Below are 23,975 nucleotides of genomic sequence, written 5' to 3' on the forward strand. Positions count from 1 at the left end.
GTTAGCGTAAACCATACCGTGGCTGGCGGTCGTCCGCAAGGTCCGATTCCTTGCTTATGTATCGTGCGGCTGCTTCCGTATGCGCGCTCACTCCATTAATAATCTTCAGTCGTTGCGCTTCGACGGGGTTGGGATCGAAGAGCGTGGATTGCAGCGAGACGTTGGTGCGGCCGCTGTGCACCGAAAAGCCGGCCGCGTCCGAATTATCCTGTAGCAAGCAGTGGTTCAGACTCACCCGGGTCGTAGCGTGCGGGGTTTGGGCAATGGCGCCACCGCTGCCCCGGCTGCGGTTGTTGATGAAGGTGCAATAGTTGAAGGTGTACACCCCGTGGTAAAGGAGTTGCGTTCCCCCGCCGGTGCGATCGGCGCTGTTATCGGCGAACAAACAGTTATTGAAATCCGCCGCGCCCGCGATGGCGAGGACTCCACCTCCCTTGGAGCCGGAGTTGTTGACGAAGCGGCAGTCCGTGAAGGACGCGGGTTGGCTACCCTCCAGCCGCACTCCGGCGAAGTACCGGTCCGACCGCCCCCGGATGCCCTCGAAGAGGCAGTCGATGACGCTGATGCGGCTGTGGTAAACATCCAGTCCTATGTCCGTACGGGTGGGTGAATCCGGCAGATTGCCGATGATCAGGCCATCCAGCCGGGTATGACCGGCATTGTACCGCACCGACAAGATGGGAGCCCCGGCCATTCGTTGGGTTAAGCGCGTGGGGAAGCGGATCGGATCGCGCTCGTTACCCCCTTGCCCCCCGCCCCGGTAGCCTCCGCTAATGGTGAGGTTGGGCACGGTGATCTCGAAGGTGTTGGCTGACTGGTTGTCGTTCCGGCGCCCGGGAGCGTAAGTGCCGGTGGCCAGGCGAATTTCGCGTACGCGCCGGTCGTGTTCGGCACGCAGGAGAGCATCCTGTAGATTAGTGATGGGCGTCTCCCAGCTGGCTCCGGTACCACCACGGGCCGTATTGGCGTCCACGTAGAGTACGGATCCCGGCGGCGGGTCGTAGTCCCCCCGGATAAGGGTAACGACGGAGAAAAAGATGGAAAATACGGCGAGTAAGTAAGGAGAAGAAAGCGTTGTCATAGGTGTGGTTTGTGTATTACGGGTACTGGGGGACCCGGCGGACACACTCAATGCGTACGGTAACGAATAAGGAAGCCATCCGACGGGAGACCGACAGGATATATCTCAGGCCGAAGGACCTAAGCAGAGTAATAAGCGGACAAGGTGAGTGTTGGTCCAAATAGTGTTTGAACAAATAAGCGCCTTTCCGCTGGTAAATCCTAATTTCCAGGAGACAAACTGTCCGCAAAAACAGGCTCATTTTGTGACCGCTACTCGCTGGAGGCGAAGAGCCGGCATCTTGCGTTGATTATGCTCATTATTTGGCCTCTAATGTGCAAGTTATGAGCAATTAAGGGTGGGTGATCAGATCCGCAAGCTGATCCGCGAACGATGCCGTACGCGCGTAACTCAGGTGAGGGAGTCCGATCACGAGCGGCCCCCCCGCCGGACGCGCGTACTTGATATAGGTTCGGGGTGCGCAGGCCAACTGAACGGTCTCGGGTGAACCGAACAGCTCCCGGTACAGGTGAAAGGCGGAGGGGGCGGGGCCATTGCCGATGCAGCAGACCACCCGCGGGCTCACCGTCTCCAGGAACGAGCGGTGAAATTCGGAACAGTCGATACGGTCCAGTCCGAACCGTTTGAGTTGAGCGGCATCCCGCGCGCGGTAGAAGTAGGCATACGTATTAAAGATCTGGCGGGGCCGCAGGTCCAGCGCCATCCGTTCGGTCAGTAAATTCACAAGTTGATCCGCCTCCCGTACGAAGTTCCCCTGGGCCTGGGGACCGTCGTACCACCGGTGCAGCCCCGGTCGTTGCTTCCGTTCTTCCCATCCGCAAGGATAGGCGCGGTCTGGGACGCCAAAGGGCTTCATACTGACCACCATAAGGTCCGCCGGACGCAGGGTGGTATCCGGATCGGAAGCGAAGGGAGCCATACCGAGACGTTCCATCTCCCGGCGAATGTCCGGTTCGGCGGTCGCCAGCGTGCGCCGAAAGTGGGTCTGGTAGGCGGTCCAGTCAGTCATCTTGCTCGGTGGTTAGTGGAAACATGCGGGACACCCCGGCAATGGCCGCGAGCCCGCTGACCATGGCGAGGGTACGGAACGGGAAGTCCGCGGGGTAGGGGAGGTAGGCCGGGAGTCCCAGAGTTTCATCACCGCCCCCGAACCGCAGGAAAGCCGCCAGCACGAATCCCGCCAGGGCGCCGCGCGCGTTAGCCCGGGGGTCAAAGAGCGCGCACGTCAGTGCCGGAAATAAGAGACAGTACACGAAGTCCGAGCACAGAAACCAGAGCGCGTACACGCTCTGCACCCGAAACGCAATCAGGGTCGCGGCCGTTCCGACGATCCAGATGCAACGCTGGATGAGCACCGCTACCCGGTCGGAGGGCAGCGACGGACGAATGAGCGGACGGTAAACGTTCCAGACCCCCATGCTACTGGCGCTGAGTACGCTGCTGTCTACGCTGGACATCACGGCCGCCGCCACGGCTCCCAGACCGATCACCGCCACGGTGGGGGTAGTGAGGTAGCGTACGACCCACGGCAGGGTAGCGCTCGCGTCGGGCGGCGCGCCGGCGGGCAGCACCGACCAATCCACCGTAGCCGAAACCATACCGATCAGTACCGGCGCTACGGCGGCCAGCAGACAGATGACCCCCGCGACGAGACTGAGGCGCACGGCCGTACCCTCATCCCGCGCCGCGAGCACCCGCTGAAAATACACCTGCCAGGGGATCCCGCCGAAGACGAGCAGCAGGGCGTAGTCCCACCACGTCCAGTAGCTACCCTCCAGTGCCGCACGGGAGGGGAGCAGGGTAGCGGCACTGCCGAACTTGGACTTGTAAGCGGTCCAGGTAGCTTCCAGCCCGCCTGTAAATTCCAGCGCGAAGGGCACGATCAGGGCCAGGCCGACGAATAGAATGATCAACTGTACGACATCGGTCAGCGCTACGGCCCACAGTCCTCCGAGGGCGGTATACGCCACGGCGATGGCGGCCGACAACAGGATGGCGGTCGTGAGGTCGATGCCGAGCACCGTGCCGAAGGTGGCGCCCAGCGCGGTGAGGATAGCGGCCGTCCAGAAGAGCTCGCCGGTGAGGGCGGGCAGGAAGAGAACGGCCGTGAGCTTTTTCCCGTAGCGCTCGGTGAGCGGATCGAGCATGGTCCGGTACCTGCGGCGTCGCATGGTGCGGGCGAAGAAGAGCCCGCCGATGACCAGCGACAGCGCATACCCCCAGGGCGCCTGTACCCAGATGAGCCCCTGGGTAGCGATGTACTCCGCCGTCCCGTTAATGAAGCCACCCCCCACCCACGTCGCGCTCATGGTGAAGATGGCTACGTAGAGCGGCAGCTCGCGGCCGGCCAGCATCATACTGTCCGCGTCGTCGTCTCCGCCCCGCCGCTTGCCGGCGGCCCGGGCACCGATGTAGTAGATCACGGCGTAAAACGCCGACATGCTGGCGAAGGCCGGCCAGTGCACCCCCCCTTCCGTAAAGATGTAGAGGTACATAGCGGCGCCTCCGAGCAGGATACCGAGAAAGAGCAGGGGGAGGAAAATGCCGGGGGTAGATCGCATGCCGGGGCAAAATACAGCCCACCCGGCGATGTGCGCCCGCCCCGCAAGTGGTTACGTATCTTCCCACCCACCGATGATGCGCTACCTGATCCCTTCGCTGTTCCTGCTCTTGCTCTGCTCCTGCGAGCCCGCCCCCGAAGCCGCTACCGTAAACGACGGCTTTCCAACGGAAGTGCCCCCGCCCGCCGCCCCCGTCGAGGTGGTCACGCAGCCGGACTTCGATACCGCCCAGTGGACGGAGCTGATCCGCCTGGATCCCACTTTCATCCTCGACGTCCGCTACGCTACCGACAGTAATTTCATGGAGCAACGGATCTATGACTGCGGGCGTTGCTTTTACCGCCCGACGGTAGCCCGTGCCCTGGCAGCGGCCCAAAAAGAACTGCGGCAGCAGGGACTGGGGCTGAAGATGTTCGATTGCTACCGCCCCGGCCCGTACCAACAACGGCTGTGGGATGTAATGCCGGACGCCCGCTACGTGGCCCACCCGTCGCGCGGCAGCGTGCACAGTCGGGGTGCCGCGGCCGATCTGACCCTGGTCGAGTTGGAGACCGGGGAGGAGCTCGACCTGGGCACACCCTACGATTTCTTCGGGGAGGAGGCCTACACGACCACCACCGACCTGCCGGACCGAGTGCTCCGCAATCGTCGTACCCTGCAGGACGTCCTGCGCCGCCACGGATTCGCCACCATCCGCACCGAGTGGTGGCACTTCAACTTCACCGGACCCCGGTTCCCGCTCAGCGACTGGGTGTGGCCGTGCCCCTAAACGACCCGCCCGTGGTACAATCGAGGATCCGGTATTCGGTGCTGTTGCCGCCCCTGGTACCGCTGCTGGGCTGTGCCCTCTTTGCCCTCCGGGATCCCCTAGCCCTGATTGGCCTGGCACGGGGGGCGAGCGACTGGATCCTCGACCATTTCGACTGGCTCTTTTCGTGGTCGTGCGCGGCCTTCCTCCTGCTTCTCGGATGCGTGTACTTTTCTCCCCTGGGGCGGGTGATCATCGGCGGCGATAAGACCCGGCGGCTGCTCCCCCCGTGGCGGTGGTTTGCCATTACGGCGTGTACGACGATCGCTACCGGCATCCTTTTCTGGGGAATCGCCGAACCCGTGTATCACCTCAGCGCACCCCCGTCGGCGGGGGAGGGTGCACCGGCCGTCTTCGCGCTCTCAACCCTTTTCCTGCACTGGACCCTGACGCCCTACGCGATCTATACCGTCGGCGGTCTCCTCTTCGCCCTCGGATTCTATAACCACGGGCAACCCTTTTCGCTCAGCACCCTGTTGGCACCCGTGCTGGGCGAGCGGGTACACGCTTACGGGGGCGCGGCCATCGATGCCCTCTGCCTCTTTGCGCTCATCGCCGGAATGGCGGCGGCCCTGGGAGCCGGCAGTCTGGCGCTACACGGAGGCATTACGGGATACGCGGGCGGGGACGCGGGTGCAACGCCGACCCAATTAGCCATGATCATTGGAAGCATTGTCGTAGCCTTCAGTATTTCCGCCGTGAGTGGTCTGCAGCGGGGCATACGCGTGCTATCGAATTACAACATCATCGGCTTCCTCCTGCTGGCGGTCTTCGTATTCGTTGCCGGACCCCTCCGGGAGACGGTCAGCCTGGCGGGGCGGGCGGTTCTGGATTACCTCATCACCTTCGTGCCGCGAAATCTCGGACTCGATCCGGGCATCCCGAAGGATTGGTCGCACGCCTGGACGTCCTTTTACTGGGCTAACTGGTACGCCTGGGCGCCGGTCACGGCGCTGTTCCTGGGGCGCCTGGCCCGGGGATATAGCGTACGGCGATTCATCGAGGTCAATTTGTTGGCTACCTCACTCTTCGGTGCCTGCTGGATGGTGGCCTTCGGCGGTACGGCCCTGGTAATCGACGGATCGTCCGGGGAGCTCCTGTCGGCGGCGCTGGCGGCCCGGGGACCGGAAGCGGTCGCCTACACCCTGTTGGAGCAACTGCCCGGTCTGCGCGTCACGGCGGCGGTGTTTTTGCTCCTGGTGTTCCTTTCCTACGTAACGGCGGCCGACTCGAACGTATCGGCGATGAGTGCGCTGTGTATGCGGGGCATCGGTCCGGACTCCGCGGAGGCTTCCGGCGGGATCAAGCTACTGTGGGGCGTGGTGATCGGGGGGACTTCGTGGGTGCTGGTTTCCTTTGCCGGCCTGGACGGTATCCGGTTGATCTCCACGCTCGGCGGATTTCCGGCCATGCTGTTGTTCCTGGTCGGGGCGGTAGGACTGAGTCGGTTGGTCATCAAAAGCTTCGGGGCGGACAACATTTGACGGTTGTCGTTCTTTTTACTCACGCTTCGAACGGGGTTCCCCGCCGGGGCCGTATCCTTGTAAACATTTACTTCCCCCATGGCAAAACCCACTTTTTCCTCCGACGTCGAAGCCGTTGACGCGCTCGCTCAAGCATACCAGGATTTACGGGCCGAGATCGGCAAGGTGATCGTCGGCCAACAGGAGGTGGTAAAGACCGTCCTGATCTCCCTGTTCTCCAACGGCCACTCCCTACTGGTGGGCGTGCCCGGACTAGCCAAGACCCTGTTGGTTTCGACGATCTCCGAGGTGCTCGACTTGGACTTCAAGCGCATTCAGTTTACCCCCGACCTTATGCCGACCGATATTACCGGCTCGGAAATCCTCAACGACGAGCGGCACTTCGAATTTATGCGCGGTCCGCTGTTCGCGAATATCGTGCTGGCCGACGAGATCAACCGTACCCCGCCCAAAACCCAGGCGGCCCTGCTGGAAGCCATGCAGGAGCGTTCCGTAACCGTCAGCGGCGTACGGCATAAATTGCCGGCCCCCTTCTTCGTGCTGGCCACTCAGAACCCCATCGAACAGGAGGGTACATACCCCCTCCCCGAGGCGCAGCTCGACCGCTTCATGTTCAACATTCCCCTTGATTACCCTAGCTACGAAGAGGAGCTGGCCGTGGTACGGGGCACGACCGGGGTAGACCTGAACAGCGTCAACCACGTCCTGAGCGGACAGGAGATCCTGTTCTTCCAGCAACTGGTCCGGAAGATCCCCGTCAGTGATAACGTCCTCGAGTACGCCGTCAAGCTCACCGGCAAGACCCGGCCGAATACGGAACGGGCGGGGAGTAACGTCAATGAGTACATCAGTTGGGGAGCCGGCCCGCGCGCCAGCCAGTATTTGGTGCTCGGCGCGAAGTGTCACGCCGCCATCAACGGTAAGTACAGTCCCGACATCGAGGACGTGCAGGCCATTGCCAAGTACGTCCTCCGCCACCGCATCGTACGCAACTACAAGGCCGAAGCGGAGGGAATCACGGAGGAGGCGGTGATCGAAGGGTTGTTCTAAAGCATGACCCACCTTCCCTTTCTGTACCTCAGGCCGAGTGAGCGCGGCGGCCGGGGCGTGTTTACCGCCGAGCCGATCGCTAAGGATACCGTCGTGGAATTGGCACCGGTGATCGTGCTGACGGGGGAGGACAGGCAACTCATTCACCGCACGAGTCTGCACGATTACTACTTCGTCTGGGAAGATTCCGGGGCGGCATTGGCGCTGGGCTACGGCTCACTGTACAATCATGATTCGGCGCCCAACCTAGACTACGAGATGGACTACGGATTCGAGCAGATCCGTTTTACGGCCCTGCGGGACATCCGGGGCGGTGAAGAATTGCTCATCAATTACATGGCGGGAGACGAACGCGAGGGGCTGTGGTTCGAGCCGGTCGACGGGCAGTGAAAAATGTCTAATCCCCACCAGTTATCGGGTCAAGAATTTATAATATTTCAAATGATTAGGCATCTGTATTAGATGGATGCTATAAATTCAATTAATAAATTGAATGAACTTGCGTAGTATGGTCGATTGATTGCATCTTTGCTAATGCAAGGACGAAGCAACGGCAGCGTCCGACACTTTGTAAGGTGATGAAATTGGCAGCCATGCCCGCTTGTCTCGCGGGTGGGGAGGTCGGTACAAACCCAGTTCAGTGCTCCGCGTGAGTGCGGCTCTTCGGAGCCATGAATGACGGCTAACCGCCCCGTGCAGGTTCGACTCCTGCCCTTACAGCCTAATATTTAAAATTTTAAATCTCGAATTTTCAATTTTAAATTATTTTGTAGGGTGATGAAATTGGCAGCCATGCCCGCTTGTCTCGCGGGTGGGGAGGCCGGTACAAACCCCGTTCAGTGCTCCGCGTGAGCGCGGCTCTTCGGAGCCATGGATGGTGGCTAACCGCCCCGTGCAGGTTCGACTCCTGCCCCTACAGCTATAGGTTTATTTCGGTTTAATTTTTGGGAAGTACGGTTTGGCTACGGCCGGATCGTACTTCTTAATTTTGGGCATGCCCGCCCGCCTCCATTCACTCATCGCCCGTCTCCGCCTGGGATGGCAACTCCGCGGGCTGCGGTGGCGAAGGTTGCGGCTTCCGCTTCCCCCCTCAACCGTACGTACGCGCCGGTGGGACCGGTTCTTTCAGTGGCTTGATCTTTGTCTTGTCTTCGACTTCTACGAAGCATGCACGTCTCTATGCAGCCCCTCGATCCGTCCCCTCACCGGGGGGGAGATCTACACCCTGCGCACGGTCTTCGGCAACAGCATTCCTTACGAGTTGATGCGCGTCGACGAGCGCGCACACCTCGGTCCCCGGCAGTACCGCTTCCTGTACGTCAGTTTTCATACCGTCAACAGCTGGGGACCGGTGAGCACGCCCACGCTGGTGCACGAAGCCGTCCACGTGTGGCAGTACGTGCACCGGGGGGCGATCTACATTCCCCGCGCGCTGGCCGCCCAGCGATCGGCCATGCGGTACAACTACGGAGGGCTGAATGCTCTCGCGGGGGCCGAACGACTCGAAGACTTTAATTACGAGCAAATGGCCGATCTCGTAGAGGATGCCTTTCGGCTGGCCAATGGATACCCGGCGCAGTGGGTACGGGGACGTACGGCCAAAGTACTTCATTACTATTATCCGTACCTGGAGGAATTAAGGGACTTCGCGCTTCCCCGACCATACCGGAATCCGGCCGAGTACCGGGATGTGGGCCACGAAAGGTAGCTTTACCGGGGAATACCACTACGCATGCTGTCGATCTGCATTCCCGTATTTAATTATGATGTCCGTCCGCTGGTGGAAGAAGTGGTGCGTCAGGCGGGATCGCTCTCCGTCCCCGTCGAGATACTGATCTACGACGACGGGAGTACCGAGGAGTACCGTCAGGCCAATCGGCAAACGGAGCAGATCGACGTAGTGCGCTACCGCGAACTTCCGGAGAACGTGGGGCGGGCCCGGATCCGCAATCAGATGGCCTCCGAAGCCCGCTATCCTACGCTCATCATGCTCGACGCGGACAGCCGGCCTAATCCGCACTGGCTAAAAAATTATTTGCTTCATCCGGAATCGCCGGTAGTTGTCGGTGGCACCACCTACGCCGAACGGATGCCCGATGATCCTTTGCTGCGCCTGCACTGGCACTACGGTCGTCACCGGGAAGCCCTGGCTCCCGCGCGCCGCCGCCCCACGCCTTATCTCCACTTCCAGAGCAATAACTTCCGGGTAGACCGCGCGTTTTTTTTGGCCCATCCCTTCCCGGATGTAAAGGGCTACGGCCACGAGGATACGCTGTGGGGACAATTGCTGGCCCCGACCAGCACGGCCATCGAGTACCTAGACAACCCGGTGGAGCATCTGGGACTGGAGCCGGCCGACGTATTCGTCCGTAAGCAGCGGCAGGCCGTGGATTCCCTCAAAACCCTCCGGCGCGAGCACCCTACCTTATCCACCCGCCTGACCAAGTTCGCGGATCGCTACCCCAAATTGGCTCAGTTGTCGGAATTGCTTCCCGAACGGATGTTGACCAAATACTTGTTGCGTACGAATAATCTGCGCATCCTCGACGCGCTGAAACTGAAGTGGTGGATTACGGGTTGGGCACTCGCCATAAGCTATCCGTGAACCACTCCCGCGCATCGCAGTAGTTGTGTACGAATGCGTAGCCGGCGGCGTCGGCCATCCCCTCAATTTCCCGTAGGCTGTACTTCTGACTGATTTCGACCTCGATGGGTTCCCACGCCCGGAAGCGAAAGGTTTGTCCTGGCTTCGACAGCGTAACGGTCTGGGGTTTGATCGGCAACAGAAAACTACGCGCCGCGCCGCTGACGGGATTATAGGATTCCCAGTGCCGCCAGCAGTCGAGGACGAAATCGCCACCCAGCTCCCCGTTGATGCGGGCCAGCAAATTCAGGTTGAAGGCGGCGGTGAGCCCGGCGGCATCGTTGTAGGCGGCCAGGACGACGGCCGGGTCCTTTTTCAGGTCGAAACCCGTAAGTAATAGATCCCCGGGGCGCAAAAATTTCCGAACACTCTGCAGCATGGCCACCCCTTCGGCGGGAGAGAAATTGCCAATATTGGCACCCGGAAAAAGCACCAGCCGTAGTCGCGACCCGGTGGAAGCCCCGAGTCGATCGAGGGCCTGAAAGTAATCGGCCTGGATGGGATTAAAATCCAGTTTCGGCCACCGGAGTTTGATGAGTTTACCGAGATCGCTGAGCGCCCGCCCGCTCAGGTCAATCGGACGGTAGGCGAAGCGGGCACCGGCGGCCAGGAAGCGCTCGATGAGCAGCTGAGTTTTGGTGCCGTCCCCGGCTCCCAGTTCGATGAGATCGAACGGCTGTCCGCCGGTATGGGCGAGCAGGGAGGCGGCGGCGTTCCGGTATATTTCGGCTTCGGCATTCGTAAGGTAGTATTCCGGGCTGGCCATGATGCGCTTGAACAGTTCACTGCCGCGATCGTCGTAAAACCATTTACTACTGAGCTGACGGGGGCTTTGTGATAAGCCGTCCACCACGTCCTGGGCGAAGGCACTAAGCGTAGAATGCTGAGAAATCGTCATGGGTTATAAGTCTTTGGCCAGGCGGATGCCCGTAAACTGCCATCGTTTATCGGTTTGGAAGAAGTTACGATACGTGGGTCTAATGTGGCTCCGGGGGGTGGCACAACTGCCGCCGCGCAATACCATTTGATTGACCATAAATTTTCCGTTGTATTCGCCGAGGGCTCCCTCGGGTCGGGGATAGCGGGGGTAGGGAAGGTAGGAGGAATTCGTCCATTCCCATGCATGTCCGAGCAATTGGTGATCGGTAGCGTCCGCCGCGGCGGTAGGGTGATAATCGCGGCGTTCCACCCAGTTGCCGTCCTCCGGGATACCGGGGGACAGTTGACCGGCCGCTACTTCCCACTCGAATTCCGTCGGTAGCCGGGCACCGGCCCACCGCGCGTAAGCGTCGGCTTCGTACCAACTGACGTGGGTGACGGGCAGGGCGGGGTCCAGGGCGGTCAGCCCCCGGTCGAGGGTGTACTGTTGCCAGCCCTGATCGGTGGAATGCCAGTACAGCGGTGCCTTGGTTTCCAACGCTCTGGCCCAGGCGATTCCTTCCATTTGCCAGAGTTCGAAGCGTTCGTAGCCGCCGTCCGCCATGAATTCGAGAAACTCGCCGTTGGTGACGAGGCGGGAGGCGATCCCGAAGTCCTGCAGTAGGACGTCGTGACGGCTAAGCTCATTGTCCCACCGAAATCCGGGGCCGGTGTGTCCGATTCCGTATTGCCCACCGGCAATGGAATGAAACCGAAGTTCCGGGACGGCCGTCGGGGAGGGCTCGTCCGTCCGGCGGTAGGTAGGGTACAGGGGGTTCGTGCCTAGAATGTACTTGATGTCCGTCAGGAGTAGTTCCTGGTGCTGCTGCTCGTGGTTCAGACCTAGTTCCGTAAGGGCCGCAATCTGCGGATCATCCTCTTCGAGCAGTAACTCCATCGCCCGGTCGACGTGGCGGCGGTAGTCCAGGATCACGGACAGTTCCGGGCGGGTCATATTGCCCCGGTTGCTGCGTAGGATGCGGGGCCCCTGGCTTTCGTAGTAGCTGTTGAAAAACCAGTTCAGGCGTTCGTCAAAGAGAGTGTAGTCGGAGGCGTAGGGAACAAGAATGAAGTTTTCGAAGAACCAGGTGGAATGCCCCAGGTGCCACTTCGGGGGGCTCACGTCGTCGACGGGCTGGACGGTGTAGTCCTCCGGCTGCAGGGGTGCGCAGAGATAAAGGGATTGTTCCCTGACTTCCGCGTAGTGCCGAAGAATTTTCGTTTGTATGGGGGCGGCCTGGATCACGTCTCGGAGGTGTTTCTCTCTTTTCGAATTACCCTGTCAGAACGCCGGCTGCCCCCGAATGTGTTCGACCCGGTAACGGGGCGGCGGAGCGTAGCGCGGAAGGGGAGGGGCTCCGGTGAGTGTTTGGCGCCGGGCGTACCTATCTTGGCGGCCATGCAACAGCCCGCCCTCCTGATTATGGTTAAGAATCCCGTCGCCGGACGGACCAAAACGCGCCTCGCCCAGGACGTAGGACACGAGAAAGCCCTGGAAATGTACCGCGTACTTATGCGGCATACGCGCGATCAGGCCGCCGGGCTAAAGGGGGTGACCCGCTACCTGCACTACTCCGAGCGCGTAGATGTGGCGGACGATTGGCCGAACGATGACTTCATTAAACTCGTACAGATGGGACCTGGCCTCGGAGAACGGATGGCCGCCGCCTTCGATCGGGCCTTCGCGCGCGACCATGACCGGGTCGTGATCATCGGCAGTGACTGCCCGGGCGTGACGACGGAGCTTCTCAACAATGCCTTTGCCGCCCTCGCGGATCATGAGGTGGTCATCGGACCGGCGCTCGACGGTGGATATTATCTGCTGGGCATGCGCCATCCGCATCCGGAACTGTTCGCCGGCATGGAGTGGAGCACGGCCGAAGTACTCGAACAAACGCTGGCACGGACGCGGGAGCGGGGCCTTACCGTGAAACAGCTAGCGGCACTCTCCGACGTCGATCACCTGGAAGACTGGCTGGGCTACGGCTGGCCCCTGTAGCGACGGCTTGAGCCGTCACGCTGCTCTCAATCCATGCAGTTCTACGTGTAGCGACGGCTTGAGCCGTCACGCTGTCGTACTGCGATGACTTCGGCCGGGTTGCCGTGTAGCGACGGCTTGAGCCGTCACGCTGTCGTGCTGCGATGACTTTGGCCGGGTTGCCGTATAGCGACGGCTTGAGCCGTCATGCCGCCACAGTTTTTTTGTCCAGCTCGCCGGCTCAAGCCGGCGCTACAATCGGTCCAGCTCGCCGGCTCAAGCCGGCGCTACAATTGGCGCTACAGCCGGTCCCCCCTTGCCCGCAGGCAGTGATCCGCCAGCACCAGGGCTACCATCGCGTCGACGATGGGCACGGCCCGGGGCAGTACGCAGGGGTCGTGGCGTCCCTTACCCACGACCGTGACGGCCTCTCCGGCCTCGTTGACGCTTTCCTGGTCGGCAATGATGGTTGCCACCGGCTTGAAGGCGGCGCGGAAGTAGATGTCCTCCCCGTTTGATATTCCTCCCTGGATGCCGCCACTGCGGTTCGTCCGGGTCCGGGTGCGGCCGGTATCGTCGGTGTAGAAGGCATCGTTGTGGGCGCTGCCGCGTAGCGTCACCCCGTCGAATCCGCTACCGTACTCGAAGCCCTTGCAGGCGTTAATACTCAGAATGGCCTTTCCCAGATCGGCGTGTAGCTTATCGAAGACCGGCTCGCCCCAGCCGGCGGGGACCCCCTTCACGACGCACTTCACCACCCCGCCGATGGTGTCACCGGCCTTCTTGACGGCCATAATCTCCGCCTCCATGCGGGCGGCAATCTCCGGGTCGGGACAGCGCACGTCGTTGGAATCGATCAGGCTGAGATCCAGTTCGTCGTGGTTCTTTCCCGTGGCAATGTCGCCGACCTGGTCGACGTAGCTGTGTATCGATACCCCGAAGTGGGCGAGCAATTGCCGGGCGACCGCCCCGGCCGCCACCCGGGCGGCGGTTTCCCGGGCGGAGGAGCGACCGCCGCCGCGGTAGTCGCGGTGACCGTACTTCGCGGTGAAGGTATAGTCCGCGTGACTCGGCCGGTACTTATCGAAAATGTGACCGTAATCCTTACTCCGCTGATCCTGGTTAAAGATCACCATGCCGATGGGCGTACCGGTCGTTTTTCCCTCGAAGGTTCCCGACAGGAGTTGGATCCCGTCGGCTTCCTTCCGCTGGGTGACGATGCGGCTCTGTCCCGGCCGTCGCCGCTCCATCTCCCGCTCGATCGCCTCCACGTCCAGTAGCAGACCGGCCGGGCAGCCGTCGATCGTTACGCCAAGGCCTACGCCGTGGCTTTCCCCGAAAGTAGTGACGCGAAAGAGGGTGCCGTGGGTACTGCCTGACATAGGTAAGTTGCTGGAGAAGCGGCAAAAGTAATCGTTCAGGACTTCAGCATCCGCTTAAGTGGGTCCGGTATTACGCCGGCCAAGCTGAGCCGGAGCCGTTCGAGGGTGCGGAAGCCGAGGTAGGGGTAGAGGCGGGTGTAGCGGGGTACGAGTTGGTAAGGCCGATTGATGGCCCAATCGTTCGGGTGCCCGAAGTATGCCCCGTAGGCCTCGATGGCGGAGGGAAGATCGTAAGTGGCCAGCATGCGCACCGCGCGGAGTAGTGCGCCGAGGAAAAAGGGAGCGTGTTCGTGCCAGTATTCCGGACGGGTATCGATCAGGAAAGCGTTGGCCGCCGCGAGCATCTGAATGCGCCGCTGCATGGCTCCCCCCGGATCGCTCCCGACGATGCGCGGACCGTGGTGATGGTAGTAGAAACTCCCGACGACCGAATCGAGGACGAAGGGCACCCCGGCGCGGAGCAGGCGAAAGTGTAAGTCGGGGTCCTGGTTGCTGCGCAATGACTCGTCCCATCCACCGATACGGTCAAAGGCCGGACGACGGACTAAGTTGGAAATGGTATGTCCCGTACGGTAGTTATGAAAGAGTCCCCGCCACGGGTCGGGGTGGGGTAGAGAGTCTTCGGTACTGCCGTCCGCGTACAGGTGACGGTATGCACCGATCACCCAGTCGGCAGTCCCGGCCAGTAGCAGTTGCCGGCAGATTTTTTCCGGAGCGATAGTATCGTCAGCATCCAGGAACTGCAGCCATTCGCCGGAGCTATGCCGGGCACCGTAGTTGCGCGCCGCCGGCGCCCCCCGTTGCGTGCAGTGAATAAGTCGGAGCTGTGCGGGATGTTCCCGGACCGCCTGCTCCAGGAATGCGACCGTGCGGTCGGTGGAGCCGTTATCCACGGCTACGATCTCCCACCTGCCCGGCACCCGCGCGCCCGCCGCCAGCGCACTTAACAGCGATCTTCGGATGTACCGCTCGGCATTAAAGGTCGGGATGATGATGCTGACCGTCATCGGGTAAAGAAAGCTACTTTTGTGCTTGCAACCGGCGCACTCACGTATGGAACTCATCATAGTTACTCCCGTCTACAACGACTGGGAAAGTCTGGCCCGGCTGCTCGTCGATCTCGATCACGAACTCGGCTCTGCCTGTGCCTTTCTCCACGTCGTAGCCGTCAACGACGGGTCGCCGATCACTCCGGATTGGGGAGTAGTTCCGGACCGGACCGCGGTGCACGTCGTGAATCTTACCACCAATCAGGGTCACCAACGTGCCATTCTCATCGGACTTTGTTACGTGGCCGGGCTCCGGCATTCCGCCAGGCGGATCATCGTCATGGATTGCGACGGGGAAGACCGACCGGCCGACGTGCCCCGGCTACTCACCGCGAGCGAGGCGACTGGCAACCGGGTCGTTTTCGCGGGCCGGCGGCGCCGTTCGGAGGATGTAACCTTCCGGCTCGGCTACCTTGTTTACCGGTCCATGTTCCGGTTATTTTCCGGCAAGCGCATCCGGTTCGGAAACTTCAGTTGCCTGCCGGTCGATCTACTGCTGCGAATTACAAACGACCCTAATTTCTGGAATCATTACTCCGCAGCCATGATCAAATCGAATGTTCAGTATACGGTAGTACAGACGGATCGCGGACGACGGTACGCGGGGCGGTCCCACATGAACGCGGATGCCCTGATCCTGCACGGGATGAGCGCATTGTCCCTGTTCGTGGATCGCATCGTCGTCAAGTTGTTCCGCTTCCTGGCCATAGTCGTCCTGTCCATGGTCGTGGTACTTCTGACTATAATTTACGTCCGAACGTTCACCGACCTGGCCATTCCCGGTTGGGCTTCGTTGCTATTCGCCGCTGTATTCAACGTGGTGGTCACTACCGCCGGTTTTGCCTTCCTGGTGCTGCTCCAGCAGCTCAACCGCCGCAGTCAGAAGCCTCATCCTCCGGTAGGGTTCTACAAACAACTGATCTACTCCGTGGATCACCTAGGCGCTGAGTATGACCAGTAGACCATACGAAGGAGACGAACTGGAACTGTTCCGGGGGGCCGTGTGCTGGAAGCGATACTGGGCGGGCAAAGTAGCACCCTTCGTGCGCGGGTCGGTACTTGAGGTGGGCGCGGGAATGGGGGCAAACGCCGCCGCCCTCACCCAGGCGGCGGGAAGTGCGATGACCGGGCTGACATTGTTAGAGCCCGATCCGGAATTGGCCCGGCGGGCGAAGGATGAGATTGCCGGTCTGTCCGTTCCCGCACAGGTAAGGACGGGGACACTGGCGGATCTGTCGCCGGCAGTTTCGTTTGATACCATCATGTATATAGACGTACTGGAGCACATACGGGAAGATCGGGCGGAGCTCACGGACGCCGGGCGGCGGCTGCGTCCGGGGGGGCACCTCATCGTATTGGTTCCCGCTTTCGACTACCTCTATACGGAATTCGATCGTCGCATAGGCCACTTTCGCCGCTACGATAAGTCCCGACTCCGATCGGTGGTCTGTCCTGGAGTGAAAGAAAAGGCTTTATTCTATCTCGATAGCGCGGGGTGGGGAGCATCGGTAGCAAATCGGCTTTTCCTCAAACAGTCGCTTCCTACCCCCCGCCAGATCGCGTTCTGGGATAACTTCCTGGTGTGGATATCTGCCTGCTCCGACCCGATCCTGGGTCGGTTTGTCGGTAAATCACTAATCGGGGTATGGGAAAAAGTATAGGGGACCGGACGTTTAGGTGGGTGAGTGCAGGCGCGGGCATTGTGGTGATCGTCCTGAGTATACTGGCGGTACTGTATCCGGATGACCTTCGCGGGGTAGATACTAACGTGATCCATACCCTCCAGCGCCTGCTGGTCGACAATGGTAACCTATACCTGGATCCCGAACGCCCGCCCTTTAGTATTACTCAGTATGGCCCCCTTTACTACATCACCGGTGACGTACTCCTGTCACTGCTGGGATTCGATCCGTCGTCGGTGTACGGACTTTTGGTAGTGATGCGGGTGCTTAGTAGCGGAATGTTTGTATTCGGCCTGGATCAGTTCCGAAGATTACTGAGGCACGACCTCGGCTGCTCCCGGAAAACGGCCGGACTACTGTGCGGTCTCGTGGTGGTGTACACCTACCCGTGGTACTTTATGGCCAGGCCGGACGTACTGGTATTCGTTTTTCTGCTGCTTTTCCTGCGCGTCTTTTTGCGGGAGACCCTGACGACGGGGCGAAGCAGCGCACTGCTTGCACTAGTGGTCTGCGCCGGTTGTCTGAGTAAGCAAAACTTCGTTGTCTTCGGGTGCCTGGCCGGCCTGTACTTTATTCGTCGGGCTGCCTACCGGCAGATGGCCCTTTACGTGGCGACGGGTATAACGGCAACCCTGCTTTTCTTGGGGGTGGCGTGGGGATGCGGCTATTCAATGACCTTCCTATGGGAAAACGTAGTGGACGGCGTGGATAACGGCATTGACGTCAAATCGACGGTCGAAAGGATCTACTTCGCAGTGGTCGCTTACCACGGGCCCCTTATCGGTATTACGGTGCTGCTGGGCATCCGCCTGGGGAGCGATCGACTTGGATCGAGGGGGCGCAAGCTAATTTTTTTGATGGTTGGAACGCTGATTTTCAGCCTTATCACCGGGCTCAAACACGGCTCGGCGATTAACTACCTGAATGAATTCGTCGTGATCTTGTTGGTTGGCCTGGGATACCTGCTATCCCTGATCGAACGGAATCTTCGCCGGACTTTCCAGTGGATCCTGCTCCTGTTAGGGGTGCAGATGCTGGCGTTTGCCGGCTATCGGTACGGCCCCCGGATTGCGGCCCATACGCTAAGTTTGGTCCACGGAGCGCCGCTGAGTATCGACGTGGATCGCCGGCGGCTCGTTCACTACCTTGTCGACCAGCGTCCCTTTGATCACGTTTATGTCGCCGACAACATGGTGGCACTTTCCTTCCCCGGGGAGATCATTTTGTTCCAGGAAGATATTCACCGGCTCACGTACCGGCGGGGCGTATACGACTACCACCATCTGTACGAAATGATCCAGCATCATGAACTGGACTATTTGGTACTCGAGCACGAGGAAACGGAATTTTTCGGCATCGACGTGGCCGAGTACTTCGAGCGGGACCGCCAATTCGGCCTCTTTACCATCTACAAAAAGCGTGTAAATTAACTTTATGAGAACCGCCGTCTTCCCCGGATCCTTCGATCCCATCACCCGTGGCCACGTGGAATTGGTGAAGCGGGCCGTGCCCCTCTTCGACCGCATCGTGGTTGCCGTCGGCGTGAACGCCCAGAAGCAGTACCTCTTCGATCTGGAACAACGCATGGAATGGCTACGGGAGGTGTTCGCCGACGAGCCCAAGGTGAGCGTAGACAGCTTCGAAGGGCTCACCGCCCACTACTGCCGCCGGATCCAGGCCCGCTACCTTCTGAGGGGACTGCGCAACGCCAGCGATTTCGATTACGAAAAGACTATCTCCCAACTCAACGAGATCGTGGGCGACGGACTGGAAACCATTTTCCTCATCAGCCAACCGGCCTACAGCCACATCAGCTCCACCATCGTGCGGGAGATCATTAAGGGAGGGGGTAACGCTCGCCCCTTTCTACCGGAAGGCTTACAACTTCCGGCGCGCCACGATACTCCGGCCTAGCGTCACTTCGTCGGCGTACTCCAGTTCCCCTCCGAAGCTTACGCCCCGGGCAATGCTGCTAACTTGCACGTCCGCCTCCGTCAGTTGCTTATTGATGTAGAAGATCGTAGTGTCCCCCTCGATGGTCGGACTGATCGCCATGATCACTTCCTGCACCTCCTGGGCAGCGGCCCGCTGCACCAGGGTGTCGATGTTGAGGTCCGCCGGACCGATGCCCTCGATCGGACTGATCACGCCGCCCAGTACGTGATACACGCCGCGGTACTGCTGCGTCTCCTCGATGGCCATGACGTCGCGGATGCTTTCTACCACGCAGATGGTTGATTTATCGCGGCGCTGATCGCGGCAGATGCTGCATACGTTCTGGTCGCTCAGGTTTCCGCAGGTGATGCAATGCTGGATATTTTCCCGCATCCGGGCAATGGCGCGGGCCAGTTGCACGCTGTCTTCCGTAGGGCGCTGCACGAGGCTGAGGACCAGCCGCAGGGCCGTCTTTTTGCCAATGCCCGGTAGGCCGGCAAAGGCATTGACGGCGTCTTCGATCAGTCGGGAGGAAAATTGCATGTATCGGGGAAGCTAAGGGGCGGGGCCGCGGGAGCCGGAAGGATCCGGTAGGTCCGGTGGCTACCGGTAGGAAGGGTTGAGCAAAGAAAACAAGTCTATCCTGAATCAGTTTGTTTATCCCGGGAATAGGCCGCAAATTTGCGCGTCCCCCGACAACAACCCAAAACGAAAGATATTATGGCTGAGGTGATTCGCATGCCCCGTATGAGCGATACGATGGAAGAAGGCAATATTGTATCCTGGCTCGTAGAGGAAGGCGAGACCGTAGAACCCGGCCAGACGCTGGCAGAAGTGGAAACCGATAAGGCCACCATGGAGTTAGACTCCTTCTTCGAGGGCACCCTGCTGCACATCGCCGTAAAGGAAGGTGCCGTGCCCATCGACGGCGTCATCGCGGTGATCGGCGAGGAAGGTGAAGACTGGCAGGCCGCCATCGACGGAGCCTCCGGAGGTGGGAGCAGCGCGGAACCCGTCGCGGAATCACCCGCCGCGAAATCCGACGCCGCGAATGAGTCCGGCACGTCCGAGGAGAACAACACCTCCGAAAGCTCCGAGGGCGACCGCCTGAAGGTAAGCCCCCTTGCCCGGGCCATGGCCAAGGATGCCGGCCTCGATCTGGCCACCATCATCGGATCCGGAGAGGGCGGCCGTATCGTGAAGCGCGACATAGAGGAAGCCCAGTCCGCCGCTCCGGCCGGGCAAAAGGCCGCTCCCCAGCAACCGCAACCCGCTACCGCCCAACCGGTACCCGCCAAGCAACCCAGCCCCAACGTGGACGTCGAGAAGCCCGAAACCAAGGTTCCCGCCTTCTCCTTCGGCGGCGGTGGCGAAGCAAACTACGAGGACGTACCCGTCAGCCAGATGCGCAAGGTGATCGCCCGCCGGCTCGGAGAATCCAAGTTCAGCGCGCCCCACTTCTACGTTACCGTCGAGGTCGATATGTCGAAGGTCTGGGAGATGCGCAAGCGCCTCAACGAAGTGGCCCCCGTCAAGATCAGCTTCAACGACCTGGTCGTCAAAGCGTGTGCCGTCAACTTGCGCAAGCACCCCGCCATCAACTCCAGCTGGTTAGGCGATAAGATCCGCGTAAACCGCGACGTCAACATTGGCGTGGCGGTAGCCATTCCCGACGGTCTGCTCGTACCCGTAGTGCGTTACGCCGACATGAAGTCCCTCAGCCAGATCAACGGCGAAGTGAAGGAGCTCGCCGGCCGGGCCAAGAATAAGAAGCTCAGCCAGGACGAAATGACCGGCAACACCTTCACGATCTCCAACCTGGGAATGTTCGGCATCGAAGACTTTACGGCCATCATCAATCCGCCCGATGCATCGATCCTCGCGGTTGGTGGCATTAACGACAAACCCGTTGTCCGCGACGGCGCCGTCGTTCCCGGCAAGGTCATGCGCCTGACGCTGAGCAGCGACCACCGCGTCGTCGACGGAGCCAGCGCCGCTCAGTTCCTCAACGACGTGAAGGCCACGCTCGAGGAGCCCATCCGCCTGATGGTGTGAGGGCAGGGGAAGTAGCCACCGCGCTTCCCTAGATCACCAGAACCTTGATGGATAGCCGTCCCGACCGGTCGCGGAGGTAGTATATCCCCGGACGAAGGTCCGCGGTACCCACCTCGGCCCGACCACCGGTGAGGAAAACCTGCCGTACCGGCTGGCCCAGCGCGTTGTGGAGTTCGAGGACATTTATTGTTTGGCCGAGATGGGCAGTCTCCACCCGCAGGGGAGTGCCCGGGTGCACGGGGTTGGGATACACGACGAGAAGGTGATCGGCTCGTGACGGCTCCCTGATGGGGGTAATTTCTCCCCGGAAGATCTTATCGGCCTTTTCGTAGGCGTCCCGGCCGACGATCTTACCGATGCGGCGGCCCGGAATATCATCCGCCGGTGGATGAATTCCGCCCCAGATGCGGCTCAGACTGGTCTCCGCGGCGGCATCGTGGTAGGTAGCCCACTGGAGCACCACGTCCACACTCGGGCCTTCCTCGAACACGAGGAACTCATTCTTCTTCGCCACGAACTCGCCCACGCCCCCGGGAAAGTAGGGAGTGCCCGTCAGTCGTTCCAGCACGGTAGCGGCGGCGGCGCTGAAGGTCGAATGCCCGGAAATGTAACCGGCAAAGTTGGGTGTAACGAAGTTGGGTCGTTGGTAGGGCTCCCAGACGGAGGGGTTGATCCAGTCCACCCCCGCCTGTTCGATTTCCGCGTCCTCAATGAATGTATTACCGATCCAGGCACGGGCCTTCACCGTCATGAGGAAGGTGCCGTTCACCACTTCGCTGTCGTCCTCAACCAATTCGATGAAGCCGGGATCGAGACGAATGCCGCCAGGGTCGTAGAAGCGGTGAGCGGGAACCGTGGCCTGCCCCCGGGCGGCAAGGTAGCGAACCGCCGAGATGGGCCGGATGTAGTCGTACTTCCCCTTGATGCTCCAGGCCGTAATGGCCGCGTCGTGCATGGCCCCGCCGAGGGTGAGGTACGCCTTTACGTCGTACTCGAGTGGATCCAGCTCGTCCCCCTCACCCCACAAGTTGCGGCGGAAAAGAGGATGATCCATGACCGTGTTGAAGATCGAGAACCAGTGCCCGGGCGGTGTTTCGGACAGGGGGCCGTCCGCCCAGAACTCCGCCAGCACGCGGGTGTAATCCCCCCGGGGGACGATATTGTCCGGGTAGGGCTGTCCGGTGACGGGGTTGACCGCCCGCCCCTCGCCCGGCTGCCCCCCTTCGTGCTGGTCGTAAAAAGCCCGGTACTCCTCCGGGGTGGTCGGCAGATCGGTCGTGAGGTTACCGCGGGCGCCGGGGGAGATATTCCACATCACTCCGTCGGTCGGGTCCAGGTGAGACGACCACTTCAGGACCGTTTCGAAGTTCCAGCGGTACAGATTCAGCTGGGCGGTGTCTTCCAGAGTGTAATAAGGAGGCGGGCCCGGATCGTGGTATACCGGGCTATTGCCGTGAATGCTGTCTGTTGGAGTTGGGACGGTCCGCACCTCATCTGGAATGGCGAAGGGCGTGACTCGTCCCCAACTGGCCCCGAGAAAGGTGGGTACGTTGCCGATAACGTTGCCGGACTGGTCGATCACCGTTCCGGGAAAGGCCAATTGTTGCCAACGATTGGGGTCCTGAAGGCCGAGAATGCTAAACGGACGGTTCAGGTGAAGCGGGGGATTGATGGGGTCGGGGTAGCCGTCGTTGGCGTAGTCGAGCGCTTCGTTGGACCCATCGGTACGTCCGTATTCGATCACCCGGGCGGCGATGTAATTGCCCAGGGCGGCCGGATCTTCGTCGTAGGGATCGGCCAGGGTAAAGGCCGGGTCGTGGCCTTGTTCCCGTAATAGGGTCGTAGCAGCGTACCGGATACGCTCGAAGCCCGGGGCGTTGCGGTAACGGTGCATCAAGATCCGGTAGGCGGAGTAGCTCACGGCCGTCTCGGCGGCGGCCCGACGGTCGGGGTAGTCCGGAAGTCCGTCGACCCCTTGCACTACCGCGGTGCCTCCCTGGCGGTTGACCATGGCCCAGGCATCGTACATGGCCGCCGAACTGTGGTACAGATTACGGGCGTGCACCACGGGGCGGGCAAAGTCGTTCTGGATGGCCGTCAGGTATACCTCGTTCCACTGACGGGCTACGGAGTGTGCCGGCGTTTGTGCGGAGAGGGTCAGCGAGTACAGAAAACCGAGGACGAGAATACAGCGTAGGGCCAAATCACGGATATTTAGAGGTAAATATACGTGACCTCCCCGCCCGATAGGGCTCCGGCCTGGCCTAGTTATCGTCGGCCGTACGCCACGACTCCGGTAGCGGAACATACTCATTTCCTATCCGTTATAGGGCACATAACTTCCCCCGATGTCTCTCCTCTGGATCGGTTTCTCCGTCTTCGTGCTGCTGTTGCTTTTTCTCGACTTGTTCGTACTGAATAAGCACGACCACGTTCCGCGTACGCGGGAGGCGCTGGGGCAGACCGCGCTGTGGATGTCCATCGGACTCGGGTTCAGCGGTTTCGTGTACCTGGCCTACGACAACGGATGGGTAGATTCTCCCCTGCCCGCCCACACCGCTATGATCAACTATCTCACCGGCTATCTGGTAGAGTTGTCGCTGAGTATGGACAACGTCTTCGTGATCGCGGTCATCTTCGGCTACTTCCAGGTCCCCGCGAAGTACCAGCACCGGGTGCTTTTCTGGGGTATCCTCGGAGCCGTCTTCTTCCGTCTGGGCATGATCCTGGCCGGGGTTTATTTGCTGGAGAAGTTCGACTGGATGTTCTACGTTTTCGGCTTGCTCCTGCTGTACTCCGCCTATAAAATGGTAGGTAAAGCGGAAGAGATTCACCCATCGGACAACCCCGTGATCAAGTTGGTCAAGCGCATCGTACCCGTAACGAACGAGTACCACGGTCACGATTTCTGGGTTCGTCGCCGCCACATCCTGGCCGCTACACCCCTCTTCGTAGCGCTCGTGATGGTCGAAACCACCGACATCATCTTCGCTATCGACTCTATTCCTGCCATTCTGGGCATTACGACGGATTCCTTCCTGGTGTTTTCCTCGAATATACTGGCGGTCCTCGGGCTACGGGCGCTCTATTTCGTACTGTCGTCCATGATCGATAAGTTCGGCTACCTGAAGTACAGCCTGGCCCTCATCCTGACCTTCGTCGGGGTTAAACTGATGCTGCACGAAGTCTGGCACCCCGAGGAATGGATCAGCCTGGTCGTCATCTTCGTCACTCTGGCCGCCGGCGTGATCGTGTCGCTAATGCGGAAAACGCCCACAGAACATCCGGACGACCCTACCAAGATCGCGGCACCGAGCCAAGTGCCCGAAGATCACCAACTGTAAACCG

At 60.6% G+C, this 23,975-nt stretch carries 22 protein-coding genes; 13 read left to right on the forward strand and 9 right to left on the reverse strand.

Annotated elements, in window-relative coordinates; all coding sequences use genetic code 11:
- Position 1: 1 nt before the first annotated feature.
- The 3 genes from NMA52_RS10455 to NMA52_RS10465 all read right to left on the reverse strand — a co-directional run bounded on the left by NMA52_RS10455 (position 2) and on the right by NMA52_RS10465 (position 3,642).
- Positions 2-1,081: a right-handed parallel beta-helix repeat-containing protein gene (locus NMA52_RS10455; RefSeq protein WP_254827609.1), complete on the reverse strand. Its 1,080-nt coding sequence runs from the start codon at positions 1,079-1,081 to the stop codon at positions 2-4.
- Positions 1,082-1,412: 331 nt separating this feature from the next.
- Complete coding sequence (locus NMA52_RS10460; protein ID WP_254827610.1) at positions 1,413-2,090, reverse strand: uracil-DNA glycosylase family protein; 678 nt, start codon at positions 2,088-2,090, stop codon at positions 1,413-1,415.
- A complete protein-coding gene (locus NMA52_RS10465) occupies positions 2,083-3,642 on the reverse strand; it encodes a sodium:solute symporter family protein (RefSeq protein WP_254827611.1) in 1,560 nt (519 codons plus the stop codon). The genes NMA52_RS10460 and NMA52_RS10465 overlap by 8 nt, the downstream gene beginning before the upstream one ends.
- Before the next feature lie 73 nt (positions 3,643-3,715).
- On the opposite strand from NMA52_RS10465, the gene NMA52_RS10470 reads away from it, so the two are divergent.
- The 6 genes from NMA52_RS10470 (at position 3,716) to NMA52_RS10495 (ending at position 9,589) form a co-directional block, all read left to right on the forward strand.
- A complete protein-coding gene (locus NMA52_RS10470) occupies positions 3,716-4,411 on the forward strand; it encodes a M15 family metallopeptidase (RefSeq protein ID WP_254827612.1) in 696 nt (231 codons plus the stop codon).
- 11 nt (positions 4,412-4,422) lie between these two features.
- The gene (locus tag NMA52_RS10475) at positions 4,423-5,934 is read left to right on the forward strand and encodes a BCCT family transporter (RefSeq protein ID WP_254827613.1); all 1,512 of its coding nucleotides are present in this window, start codon (positions 4,423-4,425) and stop codon (positions 5,932-5,934) included.
- Between the two features lie 78 nt (positions 5,935-6,012).
- The gene (locus NMA52_RS10480; protein WP_254827614.1) at positions 6,013-6,984 is read left to right on the forward strand and encodes a MoxR family ATPase; all 972 of its coding nucleotides are present in this window, start codon (positions 6,013-6,015) and stop codon (positions 6,982-6,984) included.
- 3 nt (positions 6,985-6,987) lie between these two features.
- A complete protein-coding gene (locus NMA52_RS10485) occupies positions 6,988-7,374 on the forward strand; it encodes an SET domain-containing protein (protein WP_254827615.1) in 387 nt (128 codons plus the stop codon).
- A 604-nt stretch (positions 7,375-7,978) separates the two neighbouring features.
- Entirely contained in the window at positions 7,979-8,692 is a 714-nt protein-coding gene (locus tag NMA52_RS10490) for a hypothetical protein (RefSeq protein WP_254827616.1), read from the forward strand.
- Between the two features lie 24 nt (positions 8,693-8,716).
- Entirely contained in the window at positions 8,717-9,589 is an 873-nt protein-coding gene (locus NMA52_RS10495; protein WP_254827617.1) for a glycosyltransferase family 2 protein, read from the forward strand.
- On the opposite strand, the gene NMA52_RS10500 is transcribed toward NMA52_RS10495, so the two are convergent.
- Both NMA52_RS10500 and egtB read right to left on the reverse strand, forming a co-directional pair.
- Positions 9,555-10,526, reverse strand: coding sequence for an L-histidine N(alpha)-methyltransferase (locus NMA52_RS10500; RefSeq protein ID WP_254827618.1), 972 nt, complete (start codon positions 10,524-10,526; stop codon positions 9,555-9,557). The genes NMA52_RS10495 and NMA52_RS10500 overlap by 35 nt on opposite strands.
- A 3-nt stretch (positions 10,527-10,529) precedes the next feature.
- Complete coding sequence (gene egtB / locus NMA52_RS10505) at positions 10,530-11,792, reverse strand: ergothioneine biosynthesis protein EgtB (protein WP_254827619.1); 1,263 nt, start codon at positions 11,790-11,792, stop codon at positions 10,530-10,532.
- 153 nt (positions 11,793-11,945) lie between these two features.
- Here egtB and NMA52_RS10510 point away from each other — a divergent pair, with 153 nt between their 5' ends.
- Positions 11,946-12,545: a TIGR04282 family arsenosugar biosynthesis glycosyltransferase gene (locus tag NMA52_RS10510; protein WP_254827620.1), complete on the forward strand. Its 600-nt coding sequence runs from the start codon at positions 11,946-11,948 to the stop codon at positions 12,543-12,545.
- A gap of 278 nt (positions 12,546-12,823) precedes the next feature.
- On the opposite strand, the gene aroC is transcribed toward NMA52_RS10510, so the two are convergent.
- Both aroC and NMA52_RS10520 read right to left on the reverse strand, forming a co-directional pair.
- A complete protein-coding gene (gene aroC / locus NMA52_RS10515) occupies positions 12,824-13,906 on the reverse strand; it encodes a chorismate synthase (protein ID WP_254827621.1) in 1,083 nt (360 codons plus the stop codon).
- Positions 13,907-13,941: 35 nt separating this feature from the next.
- Entirely contained in the window at positions 13,942-14,913 is a 972-nt protein-coding gene (locus NMA52_RS10520) for a glycosyltransferase (protein ID WP_254827622.1), read from the reverse strand.
- 46 nt (positions 14,914-14,959) lie between these two features.
- Between NMA52_RS10520 and NMA52_RS10525 the strand changes: the two genes are divergently transcribed.
- Genes NMA52_RS10525 through coaD form a run of 4 tightly spaced genes read left to right on the forward strand, consistent with a single transcriptional unit; the run spans position 14,960 to position 18,551 of the window.
- A complete protein-coding gene (locus NMA52_RS10525; protein WP_254827623.1) occupies positions 14,960-15,916 on the forward strand; it encodes a glycosyltransferase in 957 nt (318 codons plus the stop codon).
- Complete coding sequence (locus NMA52_RS10530; protein ID WP_254827624.1) at positions 15,906-16,616, forward strand: bifunctional 2-polyprenyl-6-hydroxyphenol methylase/3-demethylubiquinol 3-O-methyltransferase UbiG; 711 nt, start codon at positions 15,906-15,908, stop codon at positions 16,614-16,616. The genes NMA52_RS10525 and NMA52_RS10530 overlap by 11 nt, the downstream gene beginning before the upstream one ends.
- The gene (locus NMA52_RS10535; RefSeq protein WP_254827625.1) at positions 16,601-18,067 is read left to right on the forward strand and encodes a hypothetical protein; all 1,467 of its coding nucleotides are present in this window, start codon (positions 16,601-16,603) and stop codon (positions 18,065-18,067) included. Before NMA52_RS10530 ends, NMA52_RS10535 begins: the two co-directional genes overlap by 16 nt.
- 4 nt (positions 18,068-18,071) lie before the next feature.
- The gene (gene coaD, locus NMA52_RS10540; RefSeq protein WP_254827626.1) at positions 18,072-18,551 is read left to right on the forward strand and encodes a pantetheine-phosphate adenylyltransferase; all 480 of its coding nucleotides are present in this window, start codon (positions 18,072-18,074) and stop codon (positions 18,549-18,551) included.
- Here coaD and recR read toward each other — a convergent pair.
- Positions 18,516-19,115: a recombination mediator RecR gene (gene recR / locus NMA52_RS10545; RefSeq protein ID WP_254827627.1), complete on the reverse strand. Its 600-nt coding sequence runs from the start codon at positions 19,113-19,115 to the stop codon at positions 18,516-18,518. The two genes, coaD and recR, sit on opposite strands and share 36 nt — an antisense overlap.
- A gap of 177 nt (positions 19,116-19,292) precedes the next feature.
- Here recR and NMA52_RS10550 point away from each other — a divergent pair, with 177 nt between their 5' ends.
- Complete coding sequence (locus NMA52_RS10550) at positions 19,293-20,627, forward strand: dihydrolipoamide acetyltransferase family protein (protein WP_254827628.1); 1,335 nt, start codon at positions 19,293-19,295, stop codon at positions 20,625-20,627.
- A gap of 28 nt (positions 20,628-20,655) precedes the next feature.
- On the opposite strand, the gene NMA52_RS10555 is transcribed toward NMA52_RS10550, so the two are convergent.
- Positions 20,656-22,830 (reverse strand): DUF6851 domain-containing protein, encoded by a 2,175-nt coding sequence (locus tag NMA52_RS10555; protein ID WP_254827629.1) that lies wholly within the window; start codon positions 22,828-22,830, stop codon positions 20,656-20,658.
- 145 nt (positions 22,831-22,975) lie between these two features.
- Between NMA52_RS10555 and NMA52_RS10560 the strand changes: the two genes are divergently transcribed.
- Positions 22,976-23,971 carry a TerC family protein gene (locus NMA52_RS10560; RefSeq protein WP_254827630.1) on the forward strand — a complete coding sequence of 332 codons (996 nt, stop codon included), beginning with the start codon at positions 22,976-22,978 and terminating at the stop codon, positions 23,969-23,971.
- The last annotated feature ends 4 nt before the right edge of the window (positions 23,972-23,975 follow it).

The sequence above is a fragment of the Lewinella sp. JB7 genome, from assembly GCF_024297185.1.
Taxonomy (GTDB): domain Bacteria; phylum Bacteroidota; class Bacteroidia; order Chitinophagales; family Saprospiraceae; genus Neolewinella.

What these genes read in the sequence shown, in the direction of transcription:
- NMA52_RS10495 (WP_254827617.1), top strand. Translation starts at nt 8,717, where the DNA reads ATGCTGTCGATCTGCATTCCCGTATTTAATTATGATGTCCGTCCGCTG.
- NMA52_RS10500 (WP_254827618.1), bottom strand. Translation starts at nt 10,526, where the DNA reads ATGACGATTTCTCAGCATTCTACGCTTAGTGCCTTCGCCCAGGACGTG.
- NMA52_RS10510 (WP_254827620.1), top strand. Translation starts at nt 11,946, where the DNA reads ATGCAACAGCCCGCCCTCCTGATTATGGTTAAGAATCCCGTCGCCGGA.
- NMA52_RS10535 (WP_254827625.1), top strand. Translation starts at nt 16,601, where the DNA reads ATGGGAAAAAGTATAGGGGACCGGACGTTTAGGTGGGTGAGTGCAGGC.
- NMA52_RS10460 (WP_254827610.1), bottom strand. Translation starts at nt 2,090, where the DNA reads ATGACTGACTGGACCGCCTACCAGACCCACTTTCGGCGCACGCTGGCG.
- NMA52_RS10550 (WP_254827628.1), top strand. Translation starts at nt 19,293, where the DNA reads ATGGCTGAGGTGATTCGCATGCCCCGTATGAGCGATACGATGGAAGAA.
- NMA52_RS10465 (WP_254827611.1), bottom strand. Translation starts at nt 3,642, where the DNA reads ATGCGATCTACCCCCGGCATTTTCCTCCCCCTGCTCTTTCTCGGTATC.
- NMA52_RS10490 (WP_254827616.1), top strand. Translation starts at nt 7,979, where the DNA reads ATGCCCGCCCGCCTCCATTCACTCATCGCCCGTCTCCGCCTGGGATGG.
- NMA52_RS10480 (WP_254827614.1), top strand. Translation starts at nt 6,013, where the DNA reads ATGGCAAAACCCACTTTTTCCTCCGACGTCGAAGCCGTTGACGCGCTC.
- NMA52_RS10520 (WP_254827622.1), bottom strand. Translation starts at nt 14,913, where the DNA reads ATGACGGTCAGCATCATCATCCCGACCTTTAATGCCGAGCGGTACATC.
- NMA52_RS10485 (WP_254827615.1), top strand. Translation starts at nt 6,988, where the DNA reads ATGACCCACCTTCCCTTTCTGTACCTCAGGCCGAGTGAGCGCGGCGGC.
- NMA52_RS10530 (WP_254827624.1), top strand. Translation starts at nt 15,906, where the DNA reads ATGACCAGTAGACCATACGAAGGAGACGAACTGGAACTGTTCCGGGGG.
- NMA52_RS10455 (WP_254827609.1), bottom strand. Translation starts at nt 1,081, where the DNA reads ATGACAACGCTTTCTTCTCCTTACTTACTCGCCGTATTTTCCATCTTT.
- recR (WP_254827627.1), bottom strand. Translation starts at nt 19,115, where the DNA reads ATGCAATTTTCCTCCCGACTGATCGAAGACGCCGTCAATGCCTTTGCC.
- NMA52_RS10560 (WP_254827630.1), top strand. Translation starts at nt 22,976, where the DNA reads ATGTCTCTCCTCTGGATCGGTTTCTCCGTCTTCGTGCTGCTGTTGCTT.
- NMA52_RS10525 (WP_254827623.1), top strand. Translation starts at nt 14,960, where the DNA reads ATGGAACTCATCATAGTTACTCCCGTCTACAACGACTGGGAAAGTCTG.
- NMA52_RS10470 (WP_254827612.1), top strand. Translation starts at nt 3,716, where the DNA reads ATGATGCGCTACCTGATCCCTTCGCTGTTCCTGCTCTTGCTCTGCTCC.
- coaD (WP_254827626.1), top strand. Translation starts at nt 18,072, where the DNA reads ATGAGAACCGCCGTCTTCCCCGGATCCTTCGATCCCATCACCCGTGGC.
- aroC (WP_254827621.1), bottom strand. Translation starts at nt 13,906, where the DNA reads ATGTCAGGCAGTACCCACGGCACCCTCTTTCGCGTCACTACTTTCGGG.